The 26,151-nt window shown below is 59.2% G+C and carries 18 protein-coding genes; 7 read left to right on the top strand and 11 right to left on the bottom strand.

From position 1 onward, the window contains the following. Positions 1 to 48 precede the first annotated feature (48 nt). The 5 genes from BDD14_RS12055 to BDD14_RS12075 all read right to left on the bottom strand — a co-directional run bounded on the left by BDD14_RS12055 (position 49) and on the right by BDD14_RS12075 (position 11,112). A complete protein-coding gene (locus BDD14_RS12055; RefSeq protein ID WP_130419024.1) occupies positions 49 to 4,434 on the bottom strand; it encodes a glucoamylase family protein in 4,386 nt (1,461 codons plus the stop codon). 86 nt (positions 4,435 to 4,520) lie between these two features. Continuing rightward, positions 4,521 to 6,347 (bottom strand): ABC transporter ATP-binding protein, encoded by a 1,827-nt coding sequence (locus tag BDD14_RS12060; protein ID WP_130419025.1) that lies wholly within the window; start codon positions 6,345 to 6,347, stop codon positions 4,521 to 4,523. A 171-nt stretch (positions 6,348 to 6,518) separates the two neighbouring features. Further along, entirely contained in the window at positions 6,519 to 7,697 is a 1,179-nt protein-coding gene (locus BDD14_RS12065) for an OmpA family protein (protein WP_165420041.1), read from the bottom strand. 134 nt (positions 7,698 to 7,831) lie between these two features. Further along, positions 7,832 to 9,994 (bottom strand): elongation factor G, encoded by a 2,163-nt coding sequence (locus BDD14_RS12070; RefSeq protein ID WP_130419026.1) that lies wholly within the window; start codon positions 9,992 to 9,994, stop codon positions 7,832 to 7,834. Positions 9,995 to 10,584: 590 nt separating this feature from the next. Further along, on the bottom strand, positions 10,585 to 11,112 hold the full coding sequence (locus BDD14_RS12075; RefSeq protein WP_242617903.1) for a MerR family transcriptional regulator: 528 nt from the start codon (positions 11,110 to 11,112) through the stop codon (positions 10,585 to 10,587). A gap of 225 nt (positions 11,113 to 11,337) precedes the next feature. Between BDD14_RS12075 and BDD14_RS12080 the strand changes: the two genes are divergently transcribed. The 5 genes from BDD14_RS12080 to BDD14_RS12100 are packed head-to-tail and all read left to right on the top strand — an operon-like array spanning position 11,338 to position 15,631. Next, complete coding sequence (locus tag BDD14_RS12080; RefSeq protein ID WP_242617904.1) at positions 11,338 to 11,979, top strand: hypothetical protein; 642 nt, start codon at positions 11,338 to 11,340, stop codon at positions 11,977 to 11,979. A gap of 48 nt (positions 11,980 to 12,027) precedes the next feature. Then, positions 12,028 to 12,690, top strand: a complete 663-nt coding sequence (locus tag BDD14_RS12085) for a zinc ribbon domain-containing protein (protein ID WP_130419027.1) — start codon at positions 12,028 to 12,030, stop codon at positions 12,688 to 12,690. Positions 12,691 to 12,741: 51 nt separating this feature from the next. Beyond that, positions 12,742 to 13,317: a bifunctional pyr operon transcriptional regulator/uracil phosphoribosyltransferase PyrR gene (gene pyrR, locus BDD14_RS12090; protein ID WP_278045479.1), complete on the top strand. Its 576-nt coding sequence runs from the start codon at positions 12,742 to 12,744 to the stop codon at positions 13,315 to 13,317. Positions 13,318 to 13,325: 8 nt separating this feature from the next. Further along, a complete protein-coding gene (locus BDD14_RS12095) occupies positions 13,326 to 14,330 on the top strand; it encodes an aspartate carbamoyltransferase catalytic subunit (RefSeq protein WP_130419028.1) in 1,005 nt (334 codons plus the stop codon). Then, complete coding sequence (locus tag BDD14_RS12100) at positions 14,327 to 15,631, top strand: dihydroorotase (RefSeq protein ID WP_130419029.1); 1,305 nt, start codon at positions 14,327 to 14,329, stop codon at positions 15,629 to 15,631. The genes BDD14_RS12095 and BDD14_RS12100 overlap by 4 nt, the downstream gene beginning before the upstream one ends. Before the next feature lie 57 nt (positions 15,632 to 15,688). Here BDD14_RS12100 and BDD14_RS12105 read toward each other — a convergent pair whose 3' ends face one another. Beyond that, a complete protein-coding gene (locus tag BDD14_RS12105) occupies positions 15,689 to 16,108 on the bottom strand; it encodes a TOBE domain-containing protein (RefSeq protein WP_242617905.1) in 420 nt (139 codons plus the stop codon). Between the two features lie 117 nt (positions 16,109 to 16,225). On the opposite strand from BDD14_RS12105, the gene BDD14_RS12110 reads away from it, so the two are divergent. Further along, positions 16,226 to 19,603, top strand: a complete 3,378-nt coding sequence (locus BDD14_RS12110) for a TonB-dependent receptor (protein WP_130419030.1) — start codon at positions 16,226 to 16,228, stop codon at positions 19,601 to 19,603. A 13-nt stretch (positions 19,604 to 19,616) separates the two neighbouring features. Here BDD14_RS12110 and BDD14_RS12115 read toward each other — a convergent pair whose 3' ends face one another. Next, positions 19,617 to 20,462, bottom strand: coding sequence for a hypothetical protein (locus BDD14_RS12115; RefSeq protein WP_207231723.1), 846 nt, complete (start codon positions 20,460 to 20,462; stop codon positions 19,617 to 19,619). Positions 20,463 to 20,498: 36 nt separating this feature from the next. After that, positions 20,499 to 21,719 (bottom strand): glycine C-acetyltransferase, encoded by a 1,221-nt coding sequence (locus tag BDD14_RS12120; RefSeq protein WP_130419031.1) that lies wholly within the window; start codon positions 21,717 to 21,719, stop codon positions 20,499 to 20,501. Between the two features lie 167 nt (positions 21,720 to 21,886). On the opposite strand from BDD14_RS12120, the gene BDD14_RS12125 reads away from it, so the two are divergent. After that, positions 21,887 to 22,789 carry a RodZ family helix-turn-helix domain-containing protein gene (locus tag BDD14_RS12125; RefSeq protein ID WP_130419032.1) on the top strand — a complete coding sequence of 301 codons (903 nt, stop codon included), beginning with the start codon at positions 21,887 to 21,889 and terminating at the stop codon, positions 22,787 to 22,789. Between the two features lie 59 nt (positions 22,790 to 22,848). On the opposite strand, the gene BDD14_RS12130 is transcribed toward BDD14_RS12125, so the two are convergent. From BDD14_RS12130 to BDD14_RS12140, 3 genes are read right to left on the bottom strand one after another with little or no spacing between them, the layout of a single operon-like run. Beyond that, the gene (locus tag BDD14_RS12130) at positions 22,849 to 25,437 is read right to left on the bottom strand and encodes a glycoside hydrolase family 31 protein (protein WP_130419033.1); all 2,589 of its coding nucleotides are present in this window, start codon (positions 25,435 to 25,437) and stop codon (positions 22,849 to 22,851) included. Positions 25,438 to 25,473: 36 nt separating this feature from the next. Then, positions 25,474 to 25,689 carry a Fe-S cluster assembly protein IscX gene (gene iscX / locus BDD14_RS12135; protein WP_130419034.1) on the bottom strand — a complete coding sequence of 72 codons (216 nt, stop codon included), beginning with the start codon at positions 25,687 to 25,689 and terminating at the stop codon, positions 25,474 to 25,476. A 29-nt stretch (positions 25,690 to 25,718) separates the two neighbouring features. Further along, a complete protein-coding gene (locus BDD14_RS12140) occupies positions 25,719 to 26,150 on the bottom strand; it encodes a 2Fe-2S iron-sulfur cluster-binding family protein (RefSeq protein ID WP_130419035.1) in 432 nt (143 codons plus the stop codon). Position 26,151 lies beyond the last annotated feature (1 nt).

The following is a 26,151-nucleotide window of genomic DNA, read 5'->3' on the forward strand; positions in this document are numbered from 1 at the left end:
CCATTCAAAACAAATGGCTTACCAATTTTGGTATAGGGGGGGGGTACCCTAAGCTACCTTAGGCTGTCCATTCCCCTCAAGCGCAAGCTTCGGCGCGGGCTTCGTAACCACCGCCTCATCCAGCGCCTCCTTGGACTCCTTGCTGAGTGGCTTCTCGTGCAGCAGCAGCTCCGTCGCCCGCACGATCGGATTGGCGTGGAACCATCGCTGAAACGCTCCGTCACGAAGCAGGTTCGTCAAGGCCAGCAGGCTCATCCCCTGGTGATGCGCCATCCACGACCGCACCAGCTTCGGCTCGCGGCTCCCGATGTAATCGGCTGCCTCGTAGAACCCGTAGTCGCCGACCCAGCCCATCGAGGCCATCCGGCGGATATTCTCCACCGCGTCGTCGCGAAGAAGCGGAAGCGCAAGAAACGTGGAGTACGGAGAGATCACCGGTCCGTCCTCCGCGCCATACTTCAGAGCGACCTGCGGAATGCCCCAAGCCTGGTATCCATACCGGCCGGACTCATCCGTCTTCGCGAATCCGGACTCGGAGATTCCCCAGGGAATGTTCCTCACATGGTCCCGCTGAATCCGTACCGCGGACTCCAGAGACCGCGTGATCAGCGTGTTCGGATAGGTCCGCATCCAAAGCGCAGGCATCATGAACTCGAACATGGTTCCCGTCCACGACAGCAGGCAGGCTCGCCCCTTCACCAGCACATGCGAGCGGTCCAGCCGGAACCAAGACTCCTGCGCGATATCGCCCTTCGCCACGGCAAGGAAGAAGGCCATCCTCGCCTCGGAGGCGAGAAGGTCGTAACAAGCTCCGTAGAGCTCGCCGGTCACGCCGTCGTAGCCGATCGAGAGCAGCTTTCTCGACTTCACCAGGAGGAATCCGTACTCCATCGCATCGGCGTAGCGATTCGCCCGTTCCGCGATGGACTCGAGATCCTTGCATAACCGCGCGATCCGCGCCTTCGCCGCGGGAAGCAATCCGCGCAACTCCGCGGCCAGCGCCTGGACCTCCGCGCTTCCCGCTACCGTTGCCAGCTTGGCCTCCAGCTCCGTGGCATAATCCGCCGCCTTCTGAAGCGTCAGCGGCTCCGGCTGAACCAACGTTGCGCCCTTGAAGAGACTCTCAAAGCGGCCAGACTGCCAGGGCGCATAGGCCTCGGAGAATTTGACCCACTCCTTGCGGGAGCGTTGCTTCTCTTCTTCAACCCAGTCCGACTGAGAGTTGGCTTTGCCCTCAGGCCACGATAACCACGCTTCAGGAAGCAGCGGCTTCTTCAGCAGCTCAAGCGTTCCGGAGTGCAGCGAATAAAACGAAGCCGCAAGGTTCCCGCTATCGACCGCCGATACGATCTTCGGAGAGATCGGTTGCAGGGTTTCAATGTCGTACCAGTTGTAAATATGTCCCCGCTGCTTCTCGAGCCCCTCGTAGGTGGCAAGGGTTCCCAGCGTAGCTTCGGCGAACTTCTCCGGTGTCAAAAAACCGAACTCGCACGCGGCCTGCCGTGCGTTGATCAGCATGCCCAGGTTCGTCGGTGACAGCTTTCTCACCTGGTGCGTTCCCTTCTCTTCGACGTTGTCGGGAATCAGCCAGTGATTCTCCGGCCCGCCGAACTCCAGGAAGTATCGCCAGATCAACAGCGCCTGACGCTCCAGAAACTTGCGATCTGCCGACTTGAGAGGACCTTCGACTGCGCGCGGAGGCGAGTTCACCCATGTAGCCACGGCCGGAGCCAGCGCCCACAACACCAGCACGGGCGAGGCCGGGAACAGCGATTCCGGACGCGCCAGCGCAAGTCCCATTGCGATCGTCAACGAGATCACAGGCGACAGCTTGAGATACATATCCAGCGAGCCGCGACCCAAGTTCGACTCCGACTCAGCCGCCGTCTCCCAATCCAGCAGGTTCTTTCCCGACAGGAAGAGACGGATGAGGGAACGCACGATCGCATCCAGCGACAGGAGCATGTGATGCGGAAGAAAGATCAGGTTCAGCAGCGTAATCGCCATGGAAGAGACAAACGTCACGATTCCGTCGCGAAGAGCTGCGAAGCTTCGCTTGAACACAGCGCGGCCCACGTTGAAGCCCAGCTGCACAAGTCCAGGAAGCAGAATCACCAGCAGGACGGCCTCCGTCCAGTAGAGAGCGCCGCCTGGCAGGAAGAACCAGCCGAAGACGAACAATAGAAATACGATCGGCTCGATGAGGCTGCGGCGCAGGTTGTCCAGGATCTTCCAACGCGAGATCGTGCTGATCGGGTTCAGGACCAGGCGGCCGTACTCGTCAGGAACGACGTTGAAGAGCCAGCGAAGAATCTGCCAGTCGCCCCGCACCCAGCGATGCTTGCGCTTCATATGCGCAGAGTAATGAGATGGATAGTCGTCGATCACCTCGATGTCCGACACCAGGCCCGCGCGCGCATAGGCGCCTTCGATCAGGTCATGGGAGAGGAGCGCGTTGCGGGGAAAGCGGTGGTTCAGAACCTGGTGGAAGGCGCTTACATCGTAGATCCCTTTTCCGGTAAAGATTCCCTCGCCGAAGAGATCCTGGTAGGCGTCCGAGACCGCTCGCGCATAGACATCGAAGCCGGTCTCGCCGGAGTACAGGGCAGCAAGGCGCGAGCGGGACGCCGAGGACACGCTTACACCCACGCGCGGCTGCAGGATTCCATAGCCCGCAGTAACGATACGGAGCCGGGGGTGAATGATCGCTCGATTCAGCGGGTGCGCCATGGTGCCGATCATCCGCGCCGCGGTGCCGTGAGGAAGCTGCGTGTCGGAGTCCAGCGTGATGACAAAGCGGACGTGCTCGAGCACACCCAGAGGACCCGCCTTCCGAGGAAAGCTGTCATGCTCTTCTTCGAGCAGCCGGTTCAGGTCCAGCAACTTGCCCCGCTTGCGCTCCCAACCCATCCAGACTCCCTGGCGGGCGTTGAAGGCGCGGTGCCGGTGCAGCAACAGGAACGACCCTGCGTCGCGTTTTGCATACTTCCGATTCAGATTGTCGATTGCCCGTGCCGCCAGATCGACCAGCGGACCCTCGTCCACTTGTGGAGGCCGAACGGCGGTGTCCGGCAGATCGGTCAGGAGCGCGAAATGAAGATTGGGATCCTGGTTTGAGAGATAACGTGCTTCAAGCTCATCCAGCAGATCTTCAACCTGTTTTTCATTGAGCAGCAGCGACGGCACCACAACCAGCGTCGACGCATCCTGCGGAATGCCCTTCGAAAAGTCGAGCTTCGGAAGAGCTTCCGTCTTCATCAACATCGTAACGATGCCGTTCACCAGATCGACCGCACCCTGGGTCGCAGGCAGCAATGCAAGCAGCAGGGCGGCCATCACCGGCCAGAAGTCATGATGCGGGACCAGCGGGAGAATGATCGCCGTGATCAGCAGAAGGGCAAGCGTGAAGGTTCCAAGCGTGTAGAACTCTTCGTTGTAGGTGCTGACCAGCTCCCGCAGGCGCTCGACCGGAGAGGGACGAAAGCCGATACGAAGCTTCAGCTCCCGTACCCCATCGGCAAACAGATAGTAGCCGATGTGCGACTTCCTCTTCGCCATCCGCGGATCCTGATACTCGATCCGTTCCGCCGCCTGGGCAAGTTCGAGGGCAACCTGCGCCGTCTGTACCTCATTGGTATCGGCGTGCCGCGCCAGCTCCGCGATTCGCAGCCGATACGAAGCTCGCGTCTCTTCCTCCATGCGGCCAAACACTCCTCCCGGATCAAGGCGGAGCACTGTATCAAACGCCACGAGCGGCTCAAGGGTGTCTCGCCACTCGATCTGGTTCATACGTCTCAGACTATGAATCGGAGCAGAAAATGGCGACTGCTCGATCGGCGGCAGGTCGCCCTGGGCGAAGGCCTCATCGGCACGGCGGAGGATGAATTCCAGCTGCGAGATCTTCAGTGCCTCCGGAAGCAGCTCTATCTCTCTCAGCCGCAGCGGATGATGCCGCTGCATCTGCTCGATATAGATCGAAAGCGAGCGTGGCGACCAGATGCCGTCCACTGCAGCCAGATAACTTCCGGCGATGTGAATGATCTGCGGAAGCAATCCCACGGGAGGGAGATCCGCTTCGGGAACCTCGCGAAAGGTCGCGGCTGCGCTGTCTCCACGCGGGATGATCGATTCAAACATTCGCGCGCTCTCAACAAGTTCCAGCTTTGGAGTCAGCTCCGTCGTCGAGGTTCCCTCCTTCCACACCGGCACGCGCGACACGAGCCATTTGCGAAGGTTGTCAAGGTAGCGAACCAGATCCTGCTGATCTTTTCCCGGCAATTGGGAGTGAAGACGCTGCGCCAGATCGTCGGCATGACGCCGCAGCTCTGCTTCACCGATGGTCGGCTCCTCCGGCAGGCCGGTTACAGCCGTCTCCTGCACGGGCGCCGTCAAGGGTGTCGTTTGTGCTGATGTGAGATCTTCAGACAATGCCATCGAATCCCTAACTCAACTCTCTCTCGTAAGATTTCGCAAAAAGAAATTAGAACTATCGCTTCAGGCGGAGATGCATCACTCAGGAATTATCTGTAGCTCGCTGCCTGCATCTCGAACATACCCGCATACACACCGCCGGCCGCCATCAGCTGCTGATGATTTCCTTCTTCGATCAAGCGGCCGCCGGATAACACGACGATGCGGTCGGCCATTCTCACTGTCGAAAACCGGTGCGAGATCAGCAACGCCATCTTGCCTTCCGTTAACTCTGCAAATCGTTCAAATACCTCCAGCTCGCTCCGAGCATCGAGAGCTGCCGTGGGCTCGTCCAATATAAGTAACTGCGCATCGCGCAGATACGCACGAGCCAGAGCAATCTTCTGCCATTCTCCACCGGAGAGCTCGACGCCGCCTTCGAATCTGCGGCCCAACATCTGGTCGTAGCCTCCCGCAAGTTTCGCAACGACGGTGTCTGCAAGGCTCTTATGCGCGGCCGATTCAACCTCCGGTTGATTGTTCATGTGCTCAATCCGGCCGATGCCGATATTCTCGCGCGCCGTCATCTCGAAGCGCACAAAATCCTGAAAGATTACGCCGATGTGCCGGTGCAGATCCTCAAGCGAGTACTCGCGCAAGTCTACGCCATCCAGCAGGATCTGACCTTCGGTGGGATCGTAGAGCCGAGTAATCAGCTTGACCACGGTCGTCTTGCCCTGTCCGTTTTCGCCGATCAGAGCGATGCGCTCCCCGCGCCGTAGCTTCATGTTGAAGTTCTTCAACACTGTGCGCGTAGTTCCCGGATACGCAAAGGACACATTCCGAAATTCGAAGCCTTCGACGATCGACTCGGGAATCCGACGACCGCCCGGGTTGGGATCGACGATCGACTTCATCTCGAAGAAGGCGAGCAGATCGGTGAGGAACAGGGCCTGATCGGCAATGCCGGACGCTGTCGAGAAGACCTGCTGCAGGTTGGAACTTGCCTGTTGAATCGCCGCGGTTAGAAAGGCGAACTGGCCGATATCATACTGCCCAGCCAGGGCTCGCCAGACGACATAGACATAAGCTCCGTAATAACCCAATGTGCTTACAACTCCGAGCAGCCCCCCCATCAACAGCTTCGACCGCGCCAGAGTAACGTCCTCACGATAGATCTGGCTGGCCAGGGCTTTGAATCGATCTGTGAAAAAGCGATGCAGCCCAAAGAGCTTAACCTCCTTGGCTCCCTCGCGGCTGCCCGCAACCTGCCGCAAATAATCCATCTGTCGCTTTGCCGGTGTCTGGCGAAAGTTCTTGGCATATCCAAGAAAAGCGAAGTGTGTCTCCCCTACAAAGGATGGAAGAACGCCTAAAGCAAGCAACAATACGAGCCATGGAGACGCCCAGGCCAGAGCCACAGAAAAGGTAAGCGTGGTGATAACCTGCTGGACCAGGCGGCCCAGCTGCTGGATCAGCACCAGACGGTCCGTTGCCTGTACCCTGGCACGCTCTAATCTGTCATAAAAGACTGGATCTTCGTAGGTCGTCAGGTCCAGGCGTGCGGCCTGATCCATCACGCGCACGCTCACATGTTGCGTGTAGCGATTCGCCAGCAGCGCATCGGTGTAGTCGATGACGCGCATCAGCAGACCGAGAGCCACGTTGAGCCCTACTTCGGTCGCAACCAGAACCCAGAAATTCCCGGGCAGGTTCTGCCCATGCAGAGCATTGGCAATGCCATTGAGAATGGTGGCCGCGACCTTCGCAATTCCGAAAGGCAGCACCGCCACGAAGACACGAAGGATCAGGCCCCACGTAACCACCCAGGGACCGGACTCCCATAAGATGTGCAGGACAGGGGGAACATTACGAAGGGCCCGCAGCCGCTCCAGCCAGGGGCTCTGAGCTTTTGCAGGAAGTAAAGGCTCGTTCATATTTGGGTCTTTGCTGAGAATAGTCTCCCCACAACTTTATCTGATGGATGCGCAAAATCTGATGGATGCGCAAATCCCGGCTGGCGTTGGATATAGGCGCACGCCCGCGAGTGATGTGCGAGCAGGCTCGACCCGGAGCCGCCCGCATGTCTGCTTGGATGGAGGATTTCGTTATTTCTGCGTTACTCTCAGCGCAATCCTTCGATTTTTCGCCCTGCCTTCCTCGGTTGTGTTATCGCCCACAGGATGCTGATCGCCATACCCTTCCGCCTCCATTCGGGAGGGATCGATGCCCTTGCCAGCCAGCGAGTCCATCACACTCTTTGCCCGTGCCTCGGAGAGGGCCTTATTAGCATCCTCATTGCCTGTGTTGTCGGTGTAACCGCCGATCTTCACGTGCACGTTGGGATAAGCCTTCAGGATTTCGGCGACATTCTTCAACTGCTCTTCGGAAGACGCCTCCAGCGTGGCCTTGCCGGTGTCGAATCGTAGCCGGTCGAAGTTGAACCAGGTCGTATCATCGACGGGCTTTGAAGAATCCTGGATGAAGGAAAGCAGCCTATTCTCAATCCCGAACTGAGGAATATTCAGCTCTACCCCATCCGGCAGCCGGGCCTTGAAAAACTCCCCCAGCGTGGCCATCGCGGAGGATCCGGCATTGGAGGCCGTCTGCATTCCTTCACTCACCGGAGCCCTGGACCGATTGAAGAACCACAAAGCAGCGAGCAGCACGGCCGCCAGAATCACCACAGGCCAGAGCCAACGGTTCGTCGTTGCCGCCGTCCGGCGGTCAACTGCAGCAGCGGGTGCGGGGGAGATACCGGAAAAGAGGCCGGACAGACCTGCAGGCATCAATCCCTGTAACTTCGGGGCCTCGCTCTTCAAGCTTGCAGCAAGATCGGATGCGGAGACATTGTTGTCACGAACGAAGCGTCCCAGTCCGCCAAGCACCAGTGGGGCGGCCATACTCAAAAGCGTGCCGGCTTTGCTTGCTCCCACTCCTGAAAACTGACCGAGGGCATCGGTTATCCCCGTGAGGCGAGAACCGAAGATGGTTGAAATCAGCTTTCCGGACATCTCCGTGAGGGGAGAACCTCCGGAGAGCGCGGCTGACGGGTTTGCCATCAACGCCGAGATGGAACTGCCCGTGTTCGCCGGATTCGTGATGAGGCCGAAGATCTGGCTAAGGAAGCCAGGTTCGTCTGCACGCGAGGCAAGGCCGGAGAGCATGGCTGCCGCTCCACCCTGAAGGCCACGCTGAACGGTGTCGGTCGACTCTCCGAGCTGAGTCGAAAGGGGGCCCGCCATGGGACCAAGAAGTCCCATCACATTCTCAATGAGTGAAGCCATAGCTAACTCCTCCTGATCATGCTTTGTCCGTTGCTTCTTTCCGGGCCCATGGTCAAAATTTTTGGAAGTCAGGATCAACACAGGGGAATGTCGTTCTTCTCTCTCGAGGAGAACCCTATCTCCACTGGTTGATTTCAGTCCTCTGCTTCCTCCCCTGCCGGTCTCCTCGCGGTCGCCACAATCTTCTCCGTGAGCTGCTGGGGTACGGCATCGTAGTGATCCATATCCATCCTGAAGCTGCCGCGTCCCTGAGTAATCGAGGTCAAGGCTGCTCCATAGTTCAGCATCTCCGCCATCGGAACCTCGGCGCGAACGAGGCTCCCCGAGCCTGCGCTTTCCATGCCCTGCACGCGCCCTCGACGGCCGTTCAGATCGGCCATCAATGCACCGGCAAACTCGTCCGGCGCCTCGATCTCGACGCGCATGACCGGCTCAAGCAGCGTTGGCTTCGCCTGCTCCATGCACTTACGAAACGCCAGCCTTGCCGCCAGTTTGAACGACATTTCGCTGGAATCGACCTCGTGATAGCTTCCGTCGATTACCGTTGCCTTGAAATCCACCACCGGATATCCGGCGAGGAAGCCCCGAGCGGCCGACTCGTGAATTCCCTTTTCCACGGCAGGCACGAACTGCCTTGGAATCGCACCGCCGTAGATATTGTTTTCGAACACGATTCCACTGCCGCGGGGAAGTGGCTCCATACGAATGCGGCAGTCCCCAAACTGTCCATGCCCGCCGGTCTGCTTCTTATGCTTGCCTTGCGCCTCGGCGTGGCCTCGAATGGTCTCTCGATACGGCACCTTGGGTGCCTTCAGCGTGACCTCGGTGTGATACCGCTTCTTCAGCTTCGAGACGGTCGCTTCGATGTGTGTCTGGCCCGATCCGGCAACAAGAAACTCGCCCGTATAGGGATCGCGGTAGAAGCGAACCATGAGATCTTCTTCCATCAACCGGTGCAGCGCGGGCGCCAGCTTATCCTCATCGGCCCGCGATTTGGGTTCAATCGCATACGTCATCACGGGTTCTGGCGTAGATACAGGCTCCAGAAAGATCTCGTGGGCCTTGTCGCCCAGGGTGTCGCCGCTTAGAGTCGAGCGCAGCTTAGGCACGGCGCCAAGGTCGCCGGCATGAAGCTCCTGAATCTCCATCGGCTTGCGGCCCTGCATTACGGACAGGTGCATCAGCCGCTCCATCTCGTGCCGGGTGAAGTTCTGCACCGCCGTGTCATTTCTCGCTATCCCGCTCACCACCTTGAAGAAGGAGATCCTCCCGGCGAAGGGATCGCTCATGGTTTTGTAGACGTAGAGTGCCAGGGGCTCCTTATCGTCGATCGGGCGCATCACCATCTCTTCCTGTGTGTAGCCGTTTGCAGCCTTGCCCTCTCCATTTCCGTGCGCGACAACGATCGAGCTCATCGCGCGAGCTGCAATCGGTTCCCGCTCCACGGCGGTCGGCGCATAGATCTTCAGATAGTCCAGGAGATGATCGGTTCCGACGTTCCTCAATCCGCTTGTATAGAGGACGGGGAAGATCCTATCCTCGCGTATGGCCTCGTGCAATGCGGAGATCAGATGTTCTTCCGGGATGGTGCCCTCACGAAAGAACTCTTCCATCAACTCGTCTTTGCCTTCCGCGACTAACTCCACCAGTTGCTCGTGTGCCAGCCGCGCGTCTGCCTCCAGGGCGTGAGGAATCGCTCCCGGCTCTCCCCTTCCGCTTCCTCCCGGCTCATAGAGGTAAGACTTCATCGTCACGAGATCCACGACGCCATGAAAGCCCTTCTCATCCACAATCGGCAGCTCCAACGGGACAACCTGGCGGCCCCACTTTGCCTGCATCGTTTCAATCATCTGCTTTCGGCCGAGGCGGCTGTCGGCCTTGGGATGGTCCACCTGGTTCACGACAATCGCGCGAGGCAACGCGACCTCCATCGCGTACCGCCAGACGCGGTCTGTCATCGTCTCCACGCCGGTGCAGGCATTTACGACGACCAGGGCCGACTCCACGGGCATCATCGCCGCCCGGGCCTCGTGGACGAACATGTGAAAGCCGGGCGTATCGATCAGGTTCACCTTCACCCCGTTCCATTCAGCGAAGGCCACCGCGTTCGCCATCGTCGTCTGCCGGGCCACTTCTTCGTCGTCATAGGCCGTAACAGCAGATCCGTCTTCGACGCGTCCCAGCTCCGGAGTCATCTTCGCCGTGTGCAGCATGGCGGCAATCAGCGATGTCTTTCCGCAATGAGCGTGTCCCACCACCGCGACATTCCGAATTTCTTTTCCCCCATAGACCCTCATGGAAACCCTCCGTACCCATCAACAGCCGTAGGAAGCAGGTGACTTAAATCGTGCTTTCGTTGATTGGAAGCGAGTATTGATTCTGGAAATGCAGGGATCTCGTCACAGCTGAACCGCGCCGCTGAGATCAGCCATGGAACATTGGCTGACGAAGTCGTTCTGCCATCCTTTTTCACCAAGGGGGCACCAGCTTTCGGTCGAAAGTAAGGGGCGAACATCCATGCCGCCATCACTGCGATGTCCCTTCCCGGGATAAAAATGGCTCTGGCAGAGCACATCGTTTTCATCACACCGGCCCGCTGGCTCACCGGCGAGACACGGATGCTATCACACACGGCAACCGGCGCGTCAACGGCCTCCACTGAATCACCGGCTGTGCAGGAACACCTCCAGATGGAGAAGACAGGCAACTTAAAATCCCATGAACCTGCTTGCTTTGGACTTTAACGTCTGGACAGGAAATTCCTGCGAGAGGATGCGTTCATTCGCTGGCTTTCCGGACGCAGGTGTGTCGATTGCCCAGATCGATCTTTAGAGTCAAAGGACTACAGAAGGGAAGCAGTCAACCAGCCACGAACCGACAGTCTGTTCTAAAGCTCCGGCTTTGGGGTGAAGAGCTGTTCCGTCGAGGGGCGCTTGGGAGATGCGGAGGCGCGAGACGCACGAATGCTCTGCACTCCAGAGCGCTCTGGCGGGCGGGAGAGAAATGCCAGCAGCTCTCGCAGCTCCTTCTGAAGCTTGCGCAGCTGCCCGGACGAACCGGAGGCTGCTCCCATCTCGATATCCAACGCGAGTTGCGGAGCTTTCTGCCGCTGCTCGGCCTTGAAGACCTGACGGGCGCCGGGGATGGTATAGCCTTCGTCGTAGAGCAGGGATTTGATCTGCAGGGCGGTCTCAACGTCCCGACGGCGATACAGCCTCTGACCAGTTCCGCCCTTGTGCGGCTTCAACTGGGGGAACTCGCTCTCCCAGAAGCGCAGAACATAGGCCGGGACATCGCACAGGCGAGAGACTTCGCCGATGCGAAAGTAAAGCTTGTCCGGAATTTCTGCGCCACTCGGCGGGTTCCTGCGAATTGGCTGGTGGTGCGCCATGCCAAGGCTCCAGAGGGCGCCCATTGCCCTTTCCTCAGTATAGGACAGCACGGAACGAGGAAAATAGTGCATTTTCTTCTTACGAATCAGGGCGGAGTCTCTGAGCGGGCTGGTTTGTCACTTCCCACCGGGAGTGGTTCGTGATGAAATGGCAGCGAAAAATCCAACAGAAAAACCCTGCTGCTTAACTCAGGTCCGGTCGAGAGTGGCCGTTCGAGCAGGAATGAACTTCGTGGTGGTCAGCAGCGTATGGTTCTTGAGAAAGGCAAAGAAGGAATGAGCGCAAAGCGGGCGGTTCTTACAGTGGCGATTCTTACGGTGGCGATGACGTGCGGTTGCCGCATCGCTACGGACGAGCACGGCGACAACAAGAACGTCAAAGTCGCAACGCCTTTCGGTGGCGTCGAGGTGAAGACCAACGATAGGGACAGCATCACCGGGCTCGGCCTTCCGGTCTATCCAGGCGCGGAGCTGGTGAAGAAGGACAAAAACAACGGATCGGCTGACGTGAATCTGAGCTTCGGGCGCTTCCAGCTGCGGGTAAAGGCAGCCAGCTACAGAACCCCGGATACTCCGGAGAAGGTTGCCGATTTCTACCGCAACGCCATGAAGCGCTACGGCACCGTCATCGAGTGCAATCACGACAAGCCCGTTGGAACCCCGACCCAGACCGATCAGGGACTGACCTGTTCGGACGGAGACGGAAACGGAAAGCACGCCGAGGCGAATGCCGACGCGAGCGGCAAGAGAGAATTCAAGGCTGGATCGAAACAGCATCAGCATATTGTGGCCATCGACCCTGAAAACTCAGGAACAAAGTTTGGCCTTGTCGTGCTCGATCTGCCCGGAAATCTGTCCGTTGGCGGATCCGATCCGGACGAGCGCCAGTAGAGGCCCCAGTTGCTTGCCCCCCGCTTGAGGCTGGGATAGCTTTGACTTATGCAAGAGTTTTGTCACCGATGTGACGGCGAACTGGTCTCCGCCGACGGCGCGTCACCGTTTTGCCCGCATTGCGGTGCGCCCCAGATTTACCTATCCGAGACGGCCGAGGCCGATTCCGCAGCCGAATCGTCGACCGGGATTCTGCCACCCCCTCCACCTCAGCTGGTGGAATGGCGGACGGCGATTCTGTGCGCGATCCTGGTTGCAGTGATCGGAGCGGCTCTCAGTGTCCTTTCGACGAAAATTCCCACGTTTTCGTTTGTAAGCTGGCTGTGGACTGTGAGCGCCTCGGTGGTTGCGCTCGGAATCTATCAACGACGAAAGCCAGAGGCTCGAATGGACGCCGTCGTCGGGGCACGGATAGGAATCGTTGTTGGACTCACGCTGATCACCTCGATTGGACTCACCATGGCAATCGCTGGCCTGGTAGCGCGATTTGGCCTGCACAATATGGCGAACTTCGATACGGAGCTCCTCGCGCAGATCAATAAGGCCGCATCTGCAAATCCACAGCCCGCCGAGGTGATGCGATACATCTACTCCCCGGAGTTCAAGGCCGGAATGATGCTTGCCGGCTTTTCGATGCTGGCCGGTCTGATTATGCTGATGTCTACCGTCGGGGGAGCGATCGGCGGCCTGATGCGGACGAGAAGAAGCTAGCCAACCGAAGCATCAAATGACGGGTCCCTGCTGGTATCATCAGCAGTGGCTATGAGTGAAGAAGCGGTAGTTCAGAAACCGAAGATTCGCGAGAAGGGCCGTCTGATGTCGGCCTCTGAGATCGAACGAACCCTGGTGCGGCTGGCGCACGAAATCGTCGAAAAGAACAATGGCGGCGAGAATCTTGGGCTGGTAGGGATCAAGCGTCGGGGCGTCCCGATTGCACAACGCCTTGCCGCCATGATCGAAAAGATTGAGAAGCACCCCATCGATACAGGCGTGCTCGATATCAGTTTCTATCGCGACGATCTGTCGACGAGCGGCGTGCGGCCTACGGTCGCCCCCGGAACCATTGGTTTCGATGTAACCGGGCGCGATATCATCCTGATCGACGATGTCCTGTACACCGGCCGAACCATACGCGCCGCGCTCGACGCGCTGTTTGACCACGGCCGCCCCAAGAGTGTGCAGCTGCTGGCCCTGATCGACCGTGGGCATCGCGAGCTTCCGATCGAGGCCACTTATACCGGCCGTTCCATCCCCACCTCGAGCCGCGAGATCATCGAAGTGAAACTGAACGAGATCGACGGGCAGGAACAGGTGCTGCTGGTCGAGCGGGTGGACTGATCGACACGATGCAAAAGGCAAGTGAGGTTGCGGCACGTCGATCCGAATACGCTCCAGGCTCCCTGTTGAGCGTGGCTCACCTGTCGGTGTCAGACGTCTCGAAGATCCTTACAGAGACGGCGCGACTTGCAACACTGGCCCCGGCAGAGCGCAGCGCTCTGCTGCGAGGCCGTACCGTAGCGCTGCTGTTTTACGAATCCAGCACGCGCACACGAACCTCCTTCGAGCTGGCCGCCAAATCGCTGGGAGCGACCACGACGCTGGTCAGCGACAAGTCCTCCTCCATTGAAAAAGGCGAGAGCCTGAAGGATACGGGCCTGACCTTGCGGGCGTTGGGAGCCGAGTGCATCATCCTCCGCCACTCCGCGTCAGGAGCGCCGTTCGTGCTGGTCCGGGAGACGGGTCTGCCGGTCCTCAATGCCGGCGACGGCATGCACGAACATCCCTCCCAGGCACTGCTGGATCTGCGGACGATCATGACTCGACTGCATGGAGCGGAGGGTGCCGCCTCCGTTGGCGAGCGTTCGCTCGATGGCGTGACCGTCGCGATTACCGGAGACATTCTGCACAGCCGCGTGGCCCGCTCCAATGCAATGCTTCTGCCGCGGCTTGGCGCGCGCGTCCTTCTCTGCGGGCCCACGAAGCTGCTGCCCGAGGTAGCAGCCAGTCTTGGTCCCGGCGTCGAGATTGAGCGCGACTTCAACCGCGCCCTGGCACAGTCTCAGGTGGTGATGATGCTCCGTATTCAGAGAGAGCGTCTCGCAGGCCTGGAGCTTGACCTGAGCGATTACATTGCGCGCTATCAGCTGACCGGCGAAAAACTCGCGGCATTGGCTCCCTCCGCCCTGGTGATGCATCCTGGCCCGATGATTCGGGGCATGGAGATTACAGACGAGGTTGCCGACGGGTCGCAATCGACGATCGAAGAGCAGGTGCGGCATGGTCTCGCCGTCCGCTCGGCGCTTCTGGCCAGGGCCCTCGGCTCAGGCGCCTTCAAAGGGATAACTGTATGAGCGAGATCCTGATTCTCAATGGACGTCTGATCGATCCCGCAAACCGTGTGGATGCGCCCCGTGATCTTCTGCTGCGCGATGGCCGTGTTGCCGCCATCGAAACACCAGGAGCATTCGGCGGAGTGCAGGCAGCCGAGACCATCGACGCAACCGGCCTGGTCGTGGCGCCGGGTCTGATCGATGTTCATGTCCATCTTCGCGAGCCGGGCCAGACCTACAAGGAGACGATCGCGACCGGAACTGCCGCTGCCGCAGCCGGGGGATACACCACGGTCGTCGCGATGCCGAACACGGTGCCGGTGAACGACACCGTCGCAAAGCTGGAATGGATGCTGGACGCGCAGCGAGGATCGCTCGTCAAGTTGTTCGCGATGCCTGCTGCAACCGTAGGCAGCATGGGAGAAGATCTGACTGACTTCGAAGCGCTGCGTGCCGCGGGCGCCGTTGGATTTACCGACGACGGCAAGCCGGTGCTCGAAGATCGCGTCATGCGGGCGGCCCTGGTTGCGGCAGCGCGGGCGGAGGTTCCTGTCTCGCAGCATGCGGAAGATACACGGCTGACAGGCGGATGCAGCATGAATGCCGGGCCGCTGGCTTTTCGCCTGGGTCTGCGGGGCATGCCGGTGGAGGCCGAAGCCCGCATCGTCGAGCGGGACATTCAGCTGCTGCGGGAGATTGAACGTACAGAGGGGCTGCGACCGCATCTGCATGTGCAGCATGTCTCGACCGCCCGTGCTATCGACGCCATTCGCAAAGCCAAGCGAGAGGGCCTGCACGTGACCTGCGAGATTGCGCCGCACCACTTCGCTCTGAACGAAGAGGCTGTCGGCGACTACGACACGCACGCCAAGATGAATCCGCCTCTACGAGCGGAGGCGGACAGGGCGAAGATGGTTGAGGCGCTGCTCGATGGAACCGCCGACTGCATCGCGACCGATCACGCTCCTCATGCAGCGTTTGAGAAGCGACAGGAGTTTGAGCGCGCGCCGAATGGCATCACCGGACTCGAGACGGCGCTCGGACTCGCACTGCGTGTGCTGCATCGTGACCACGGCTTGCCGCTGCCGCGAATCTTCGAGCTGATGAGCACATCGCCTGCGGCGATCGCGTCTCTGGCAGGCCGCGGCGCGCTCGGTGCCGGCCACTTCGCGGACGTCGTTCTCTTCGAGGCGGACGCCGAGTGGACCTTTGATGCAAGCCAGTCGCGGTCGAAGTCCCGGAACACGCCCTTCGATGGCGCGCCTATGCTCGGCCAGGTGCGATACACCATCTTCGAAGGGCGCATTGTCTATCGAGCCTGAGCTGCGAACCCAGGACGCGAGTCTTTAGAATCTCTGGAATTCCTCAGACCAGAATTCTCAGACCCGCGCAATCATGACCTCGGTCGATTTCATCAGCGCCGCGGCGGTTTGGCCTTTGCGAAGCTGCATCTCGCGCACCGCATCGGCAGTGATGATCGACGTGATGCACTGGTCGCCTATCGAGAGAACGACCTTCGCCAGCAGGCCGTCGATCTTGATCTCGACGATCGTTCCAATCAACTGGTTTCGGCCGCTGACCTTCTGAAAGCGCTCGCGCTTCTCCTTCGATCCTGCCGTCGATTTCAGAAACGGTGCCAACGTGCTGCGAGAGATCAGGTGGTGTCCGCCAGGCGTCTTTACACTGGCCAGCTTGCCGGAAAGAATCCATTGCTTGATGGTCGGATAGCTGAGGCCGAGTTCTGCGGCGGCTTCCCGCGGCTTCAGCAGAGAGTCAGAGGTTGGAATAAGGCACCTCACATCGAGCAGTGGAATCCTTTCTCAAGAATAACTCCAGGCGAAGCCTTTTCACCATCGAGACGAAGTGGGATCCTTTATTCGTACAATTTCACCTATTCAATATCGTATAGTTTCGACATGCGATTCTATTCTTTCCGGGTGAAGTGTGCCGCGCTTCTCATCGCTGTCATCGGACCGAATGTCCTGGCGCAGAGTGGAAGCGGAGATCTTGCCGGCAGCATTACCGACGCCGGCGGAGCCATCGTCAGCGGCGCGAAGGTTACGATCTCGTCGCAGACCGCAGTCGGTGTCGGCCGCAGCACCGAGAGCTCTCGATCGGGAGATTACGCGATCGCTTCGCTGCGCCCGGGCATCTACACGATGCATGCCACTGCGCCGGGCTTTGTAACTCTCGTTCGCGTGGGAGTAACCATCAGAACCGGCCAGCGGGAGCGTGTGGACATTCGACTGCAGGCGGGTGCTGCCGACCAGGTCGTAAACGTCACCGCCGATGCCTCACCGCTCGTCAGCGAGTCCGGCGCCCTTACGACAGTGATCGGACGTGAAAGCATTACTGCCCTCCCGCTGAACGGGCGCAATGTAATCTCCCTCACGACCCTTGCTCCCGGTGTTTCGCTTCCTCCTGGCACGCTGCTGCCCCGCATCAACGGGGGCCGCCCACGCACCAACGAGTACCTCTACGATGGCGTCTCGGCGCTGCAGCCCGAACCCGGCCAGGTCGCCTTCTTTCCTATCATCGACGACATCGATGAGTTCGCCATCATGTCAAACGGCGTCTCGGCGGAGTTTGGCCGTTTCAACGGCGGTGTCGTCAACCTGACGACGAAGGCGGGCACGAGCAACTTTCACGGAGAGGTCTACGAGTTTCTCCGCAACGAAGCCCTGAACGCACGCAACTACTTCACACCCACGACATCTCCCAAACCGATCTTCCGGCGTAATCAGTACGGCGCTGCGCTCGGCGGGCCGGTGCTTCCCCGCCGCCTGTTCTTCTTCACCGACTACCAGGGCACCAACCAGGCCGTGGGTGTTGTGCGAACAAGCACGGTACCGACCGTTGCCCAGCGTGGGTATCCTGACGCAAACGGGAATCCCACCACTGGATTCAACTTCGGCCCCACAAAGATCTATGATCCTGCGACCACAGTGCAAAACGGATCGAGCTTCCTCCGCACCGAGTTCCCGAACGACACCATTCCAATCAACCGCATCGATCCGGTGACGCGGGCGCTGCTTGCACGCTATCCTCTGCCAACCAGTTCGGCAGCGACGAACAACTATGTGCGCGTGGCCAACGATATCGACCACCAGAACCAGTTCGACATCCGGCTGGACGCGCAACTAAGTGCGAACGATCATGGCTTTGCCCGATACACTTACTTCCACGACGTGGAGCAGCCAGTAACGCCCCTGCCCGACGGAAGCGGTGTCATCAGCGGAACGATCCTCTCTACCGGAAACGTAACCGGCCTCTCGCGTACTCTGGGCCAGCAGTATGTCGCCAACGAGACGCACAGCTTCAACGCTCGCACACTCAATGAGGCCCGCTTCGGCTACACGCGACGCGCCCTTGGCCGCACCGGGGCCGCGCTTCCTGGAACCGCATCCCAGACTCTGGGAATTCCCGGCATCCCATCGAACGCTGCCTTCAACAGCGCGCTTCCCGTGTTCTCCATCGCAGGCATCACACAACTCGGCTCTTCGCCCAGCACCTTCTCGAGCTTTTCGACCAACGTAACGCAGATCTTCGACATGGTCTCCCGGGTACAGGGCAAACATGCATTCAAGGCCGGCATCGACCTTCGATGGGAGCACCTTGACGCAGTTCAGCCTCCTAACCCTACGGGTAATTTCGCTTTCTCCACACTGTTCACGAATCAGGGCGGTGTCACCAACTCAGGAAACGCTCTCGCCAGCTTTCTGCTGGGCCAGGTAAATACCTTCTCCATCGATCTTCAGAACAGCACGATTCGCCCGCGCGCCCATATTGCCGAGTTTTTCCTGCAGGACGACTGGAAGGCGACTCCCCGCCTCACGGTGAATGCCGGCCTGCGATGGACACTGAATTTTCCGTCGACCGAGGCACACGATCAGGGCGCGGTCTTCAATCTCGCGACGCAGCAGTATCAATATCTCGGGAAGGACGGGTTCTCCCGCTCGGCGCGTGAACTGCATTACGGAAACTTCGGTCCTCGTCTGGGCTTCAGCTACATGGCCACGCCGAAGACAGTCCTGCGTTCCAGCTATGGATTGATCTTCATTGAACAGACCGGAATCACGACTCCCTTTACGACCCCGCAGTTTCCGTTCCTCCAGACCGTTCAGCAAGCCACGCTCGACAGCATTCATCCGGCATTTGTACTCTCCAACGGTCCGTCGGTTGCGCCGATTCCACTGACCGCCGATGCCGGCCTGGGGCAGGGCGTCTTTACCGTCAACAGAAAGCTGGGCTCCGGTTATGTGCAGCAATGGAACCTCGCGGCGCAACATGAGCTGGCGCGCGATCTAACGATTGAGATCGCCTATACCGGTTCCGTCATCACTCGCGTCGGCATCCCCGACACCAACCTGAACCAGCTCACCGTTGACCAGCTCGCACAAGGGGCTTCGCTTACCGCAACGACAGCCAATCCCTACTTTGGACAGATCCCCGTCTCGTCCTCTATCGGTGGAAGAACGATCTCCGTTGCGCAGCTCATGAAGCCCTATCCGCGCTTCCTCACCGTCTCCGCCTTCCGCAACAACACCGGACGAACCAACTACAACGCGGCAGAACTGAAGCTGGAGAAGCGGACCAGCTACGGTCTGACGGCCATGCTGAGCTACACCCACTCGAAGCTGATGGACGATGCCTCTTCCGTCTTCGATTCCTCCATCCTTACCGGCCCGGTGGCCAACTATCCCGTGGCCGACAGCTTCAACCCTTCCCTTGAGCGCGATGCCTCGCTGGGCGACATGCCGAACGTTACGGTGGGTTCTGCTGTGTATGCCATTCCACTGGGCAGAGGTCATCAGTATGCCTCTTCCGGCGCTCTGTCATGGCTGCTGGGAGGATGGAACGTCAATGGTCTGATCACGCTGCAGAGCGGGATGCCCTTCGCAATCACGCAGGCCACCAACTTCAACGCCTTCGCAGGCTTTGGAACGCAGCGCCCGAGCATCCATGGCCCGGCGAACCTGCCTGCCGGAAAGAGAACCGTTGCCCGCTTCATCAACACGGACGCCTTCTCCGTCACACCGCAGTTCAAACTGGGCAATGCCTCTCGCGATCCTGCGCGCGGGCCCGCGTATCGCGATCTCGACCTCGGTCTGGTGAAAAACACTCGTTTCAGCGAGCGGCTCACGCTGGAGCTGCGCGGCGAGGTGTTCAACGTCACCAACACTCCGGCCTTCGCACAGCCGGCGGCCACGGTAGGAGTCGCTACCTTCGGGTCCATCACGGCTACCACTTCAGATCCACGTGTTGTCCAGGTGGCAGGCAAGCTTCATTTTTAGCCGTTCCGGCTGCCTACTTTGTATGGAAGATCTTGCGATTGATATCGGGCCAGAACTCTTTGAAGGTAAAGTTCGCGGAATCGATGATGCAGCTCGTGAGCCATCTCTGCCCAACTTTGGTCCACGTGCGGTATTGGTCGGGATAGTAAACCATCGAGAGACCGGCAGCCGATCCGGTGCCGATGATCTCCGATGCATTGAAGGCCTGGGTGCCTTTGTCGGTTCGCGTAATCAGCACGCGAGTGGCGGCATAAAGAGCCCGCTTCCCAAAGCCGCCGTGTCCCTTCGTATAAAACCGATTGTCCTGACGAAAGATCACCGGCCACAAACCGCTGACCATGAAGTTTGCATCCGCTGTGTCCAGCAGCGTGTGATAGTAGTAGCGCCCATACCCCGCCGCTCCCTGATGAAACTCCGGATAGGAGTTGCCCGCCATGGAGACGCCTGACTGAATCGCAGCAATGAGAAACGATGAATAATCGAAGCTGTTTTTTGCCGCGATGATGAACTTTTCTTTGGGGCTCTGTGGGGGAAGCTTCGTATCTGCCGAGACCGCGCTGAAGTTCGGCATAATGCCCAGGATGCGCTTGGTCTGTTTTGGACTTGCAGTTCCCTGCTGACTCGCCGGCTGTGGTGTTGCAGTTGGCGAGGTATCCTGTGGTTCCGGCACAGGCTGCTGGAAGCTCGCCTGAGGAGCCTCGGGAAGGAGGGCAATGTCAAAGGCTGCACTGCTTTGGCCGGCCTGAGCCACGCTCTGCGACGCAGAGAATGACATGAGGGAAAAGACACAGGCCGCGAGGAGAGCGGGAGGTCGTCCGGTCTTTAGGGGCATAGTGAGGTAAGACGCAGCGATATGCAAATGGACACACGATCCTTTCGCGATTTCTTTACGAATTTATCCTGCGCCAATCCCCATCTTCCGGGCCACTGTCGTAAGAATCTCAAGTGCCTGATCGATCTGCTCGCGGCTGTGTTCGCTGGTCATGATGGTACGAATTCGAGCTTTGCCGTCAGGAACGGTGGGAAACGCAATGCCCGTGGCCATCAGTCCGGCATCGAAGAGCGCGCGCGAGAACTCCATGGTCTTTCTGCCATCGCCGATGATAATCGGGGTAATTGGAGTTTCGCTCGCCGGAGTCGTTCTTCCGCCAACATCGAAGCCTGCTGCAGTGAGCTGCTCTTTGAAATAATGTGTGTTCGCCCAAAGGCGTTCGATGCGCTCCGGCTCACTCTCAAGAATGTCAAAAGCGGCGATGCAGGTAGCCGCTACCGAGGGTGGATGAGAGGTTGAGAAGAGAAACGGCCGCGCCCGATGGTAGAGATAGTCGATCAAATCACGCGATCCGCAGACATATCCGCCCAGTGCACCAATAGCCTTCGACAGCGTTCCTACCTGCACATCCACCCGCTGTGTGCAGTGGAAATGATCGACCGAACCGCGTCCGTTCCTGCCCAGCACTCCAGAGGCATGAGCATCGTCGACCATCATCATCGCGCCATATTTGTCCGCAAGGTCACACAACTTATCGACCGGGCCGATATCGCCATCCATCGAAAAGACGCCATCGGTAATGATGAGTTTGCGGCCAGCCTCGTGCTGAATCTCCTTGAGCAGCTCCTCGCAGTGCGCAATATCCTTGTGCCGGAAGACCTTGATCTTCGCGCGCGAAAGCCGTGCCCCATCGATGATGCTGGCGTGATTCAACTCGTCGGAGATGATGAAGTCTTCCTTGCCCAGAATGCTCGATACCGTGCCTGCGTTCGCCGTGAAGCCGGACTGGAAGACGACACAGGCCTCCACGCCCTTGAAGGACGCGATCTTCTCTTCAAGCTCCATGTGGATGTGCATGGTTCCGGCGATGGTGCGAACCGCGCCCGAGCCTACGCCGAACTTTTCGGTCGCGGCAATCGCCGCTTCGCGCAGCTTGGGATGATCGCAAAGTCCCAGATAATTATTGGACGCCAGGTTGATGACCCGCTTACCGTCGTAGGTGCAGACTGGTCCCTGCTCGTCATCGAGGACGCGCAGTTTAAAATAGGTTCCACGCTGCTTAAGATCGTTCAACTGCTCCGTCAGATAAGCGAGTTGCGGTCGTATCGGGGCGCCAGTGCTCATGACGTCCATCCTAAACCTTCACGGTACAGGCAGTCGTTCGGCGGTTCCTGGGCATCCAACCTGTTGGACACACTGGAGTTCAGCCGGTTTCAGCGCGAGTTCCAGTGTGTTTCTTAAAATTAGCGACTCTGAACGAAACGAGGCCCGCAAAAACGATGAAAGGCACGATGAATCCCTCCCCAGCACTGAAATGGATGACAGCGGTTATTCTGTCCGCCGCAATCTTTACCGGATGCAGTAAGTCAAAACAGGATCAGGCCATCGAACAGGCAAAGAAGCAGGCTGCATCCACCGGCCAGGCTCAGCAGGTCGTCTCCGTCAACAAGAACGGCGATACCGTAACCACCACCGTCCAGCCACCTATCCCAGGCCAGACCGGCCAGCAGATCACGACCACTGTAACCCCGGCCTCCGCTGTTGCGGCAAACACGCCCGCAGTGGCAGGTGGTCAACCCGCAGTCAGTGACCCCTCCCAGAACGGCATGGCAGCAGTTGGCCAGGCTCAAGCTCCAGCGTCGGCTCCAACTCCTGGCAATCCGGTCATTGTTCCTGCCGATGTGCAGATACCTGCCGGAACGACACTGGCAATCCGCATCAATCAGCACATCAGCGTGAAGACGAATCACGCCGGCGATCGCTTCGACGGCGAAATCGCTGAGCCTGTCATCGGAGACAATGGCCGTCTCATCGTGCCCAGGGGAACTGCTGTCGGAGGCGTCGTGGCAGCCTCACACAAGCGCGGTCACTTCAAAGGTGCTTCCATCCTGCAGCTTCGGCTCACCTCGATGACGCTGAACGGAACGAACTATCCCCTTCAGACGAGCAGTCTCACCCGCACGAAGAAGGGCAAGGGCAAACGCTCCGCGGCCTTCATCGGTGGAGGCAGTGGACTCGGAATGCTCATCGGAGGCGTCGCAACTGGAGGAACCGGCCTGCTGATCGGCGGCCTCGCCGGCGCAGGAGCCGGAACGGCAGCGGCAGGTCTCACCGGTAATGGCGATATCGATATCCCCTCGGAGTCCGTCATTCACTTCAAACTCGCCGACACCCTCGCAGTTCAACCCTCCTAGACTGAAGCAAACACAGAGAAGCCCCGGCATCCTCGCCGGGGCTTTTCTGTTGAAAGATCCTACTTCAATACAAGCTCAACTCCCGTGCCGGGGTCCGGCAGAGTGAAAGCAAGCGCATCGCCACCTCCAGAGGTCTGTTGCACAGGCTGATTGTCGGCTGTCGCGATCGAGACCGATGTGCGCCAGCCATAGACTTCAATGCGAAGACTTTGCCACCACGGCCGAAAGCTTCCCTGGTGCGCACCCACTCGTATGTGCAGCTCATTGCCGACCAGCGCACAGGTTGAATCCATCCTGAGAAACTGTCCGGTTCGGAAGGCGAAGGAGATGCCGTCATCCAGGTAGACACTGCCGTGGCAATCAGGAGTACCAGTCCGCGCAGGCCCGGGAACATAAACGCGCAGCGTCAACGGTCCCTCCGGCTTCTCCTCTGTACTTTGAACCAGTGGCTGCACTGGCAGGATCGCTCCGCCGCGCACGTAAACGGGAAGCGTCTCGAGAGAGGGCGTGATCATCAGGGGATGTGCTTCCGATGCGGGCGGCGCAGTCATCTCCTTGGCCGCCTGGGTGCGCTGTGAGTCTGCCGGCGTCACGGCCAGCGGTTGCTCCGCATCCCGCGTGGACGTGCTCGTCACCCGCGCCGTCAGCTTGCCAGTCCAGTAGTCGTACCAATCGCCAGGGGGCAGCTTCAGCTCGTAAGGATCAAGCTCGTCGGGATAAGGCGACGGAGCCACCAGAAGATCGGGACCGAACAAAAACTCTCCCCCCGCATCGAGATCCAGGGGATGGCCATCCGGCGTCGCATTCGGAAAATCCAGAAAGAGCGGCCGCACGATCGGCATCCCCGTTCGCGACATCTCCTCCGCCATCGTGTAGAGGTAAGGCATCAGTCGATACCGCTCTTCGATGTATCTCCGCCGGATCGCCTCCTGTACGATGCCATGCACCCACGGCTCCTGGTCCCCCGTTCCCTTCGCGGTGTGATCGCGATCGATCGGTTGAAAAGTCCCCATCTCCAGCCACTTCGTCAGCAGGTCCGGCTGCGGAGTCCCCGCGAATCCTCCTACATCCGCGCCGCTCATCCCGAACCCGGATAATCCAAGGTTCAGCAGCATCGGCGTCGTCATGCGAAGGTGGTTCCACGTCGAGGAGTTATCTCCTGTCCACGTCGCCGCATAACGCTGTCCACCCGCATAGCTCGCTCGCGTCAGCACGAACGGCCTCTGATCCGGCTTCAGCTTCAGCAGCCCCTCGTACGTGCCGCGCGTGTTCTGCATCCCGAAGACATTGTGAATCTCCAGGTGCGTCGCCGTACGCGGCTTGAAACCAGGCTCGTCGATCCGGTGCTGCACCGTATCGGGCATCGTCTTCGTCGGCGTCTTGAACACGGCAGGCTCGTTCATGTCATTCCAGAAGCCTGCAACACCCTCCTTGTAGAAGCCATCGTACAGCGTTCCCCACCACGCGCGACTCTGCGCCTGCGTAAAGTCCGGAAAGACCGCAGGCCCCGGCCACACTGGTGCAACGTAGGTTGAACCGTCCGCGTTCTTCACGAAGTGGTCCCCCGCGGCGCCCGTATCGTAAGGCGCATATCCCGAACCCGGAAGATTTGCAATATGCAGATCGGTAATGACCACTACGTGAAAGTGTTTCTTCGCCAGCTCCTCGATCATCGATGAAAAATGAGGAAACCGAACTTCATCCACCGTAAAAGGCCGGTTCTCCTTCTGGTAGTCGATATCGAGATAGAGCGCGTCTGCCGGTATCCTGTCCTCGCGCAAACGGTCTGCGACAGCCATCAATCGTGACTCCGGGTAATAGCTGTACCTCGACTGCTGAAACCCCAGCGACCACAGCGGAGGCAGCGGACTCGGCCCCGTCAGCCACGCATATGTCTCGACCACCTTCCTCGGCGTCGGTCCATAGAAGACGTAGTAGTCCAGCGGACCATCCGGAGCTCCAAACGAGTACGCGTTCGCCATCTCCTTGCCGAAGTCGAAGCTCGAGCGGAAGGTGTTGTCAAACAACACTCCCACCGCCCGCCCTTCGTTAAAGCTGATGAAGAAAGGAATGCTCTTGTAGATCGGATCCGTCGATTCCTGAAATCCAAACGCGTCCGTGTTCCAGTCCGTAAACGCCTGATTGCGCCGGTCGAGCGGCCCGGTCTTATCCCCAAGCCCAAAGAAGTGTTCGTCGGGTTGCATCGTCTTGTACAGCCGGAACGACGAGCCGTGAAACTCCACTGGCCGCATATCCTGCTGCAGCAGATGTCCTGCGGTATCGGTCACGCGCAGCATCCCACTGCGGCGATCGAGCGAGACTCGCAGCGCCGCCGTATGAAAGCCCACAGCCTCGGCACTTGAATCCGCCTCAACCGAACTCGCAGCCCTTCGCGCCTCTGGGAGAACCGCCCACGAAGCATCCTCCGGAAGAGTCTTGTTGCGCCCCACGCGCACGCGAATTACATCCGGACGCAGCGCAGTAATCTCCACCATCACCCCGCTGATGGTCGCGCTCAAGCCGTTGGGCAGAGGACGGGTCTTTTCGACGCGGTTGAGAACGAGAACCGTTGAGTCGCCAGTGGCAGCTTGCTGCGCAGATCCCGCCCCCACCGCCAGCAGCGCAAAGCAGAACAGTGCCTTAAACATGGAAACTACATTAGACCGTTCCGTGGCCGCTGTCTTCTACTTCGCGTCCTCGTACTCTTCATGCCAGGCCGTCTGGATCGCCTCCAGAATCCCTTCGTTCGACTTCGCTGGATCACCCACAAATCCCGGCAGTTCAGTCACATACTGGTGCAGATCTGTGAACCGCACCGTATAGGGATCGAGATCCGGAAACTTCTCCTGCAGTTGAATGCCGATCTCTTCGGAATCGGTCCAGTCAATCTCACGCGGCATATCTTCGTCTCCTCACGCAACGCAAATCGTTAGTCCTGCTTCACCATGGCCGGCTTGCCCTCTTGCACGTAGTTCCGATTCCACTTCGGAATCTCCACCACATAGGTCCCCGGCTTTTCAATCACAGCCTGACAGCCCAGCCGTGAGTTCAATTGCAGATCGGCTGCTGTGTCCATCCGGTCCAATTCCTTGTCCTCAGGCTCGCTGATTCCTTTGGCGCCGTCCTTCACCCAGAGATGGCAGGTAGTGCAAGCGCAAACCCCACCACATGCGTGATCCAGAAAGATCCCAAAGTTCTCCGCCACGTCCAGAAACGACATCGGCTCCCCATGCCCGTCGTAGGGCAGCGAATCAAACGCAAACTCCACTGTCCGGCCCTCGGGCTCGAACGTCACCCGAACCATTCCCTCGCCAGCAGGCTTCGACAAATCCACAACCTGGTCCTTGTTGATCTCACTCATC

It is taken from the genome of Edaphobacter modestus (genome assembly GCF_004217555.1).
Lineage (GTDB): Bacteria > Acidobacteriota > Terriglobia > Terriglobales > Acidobacteriaceae > Edaphobacter > Edaphobacter modestus.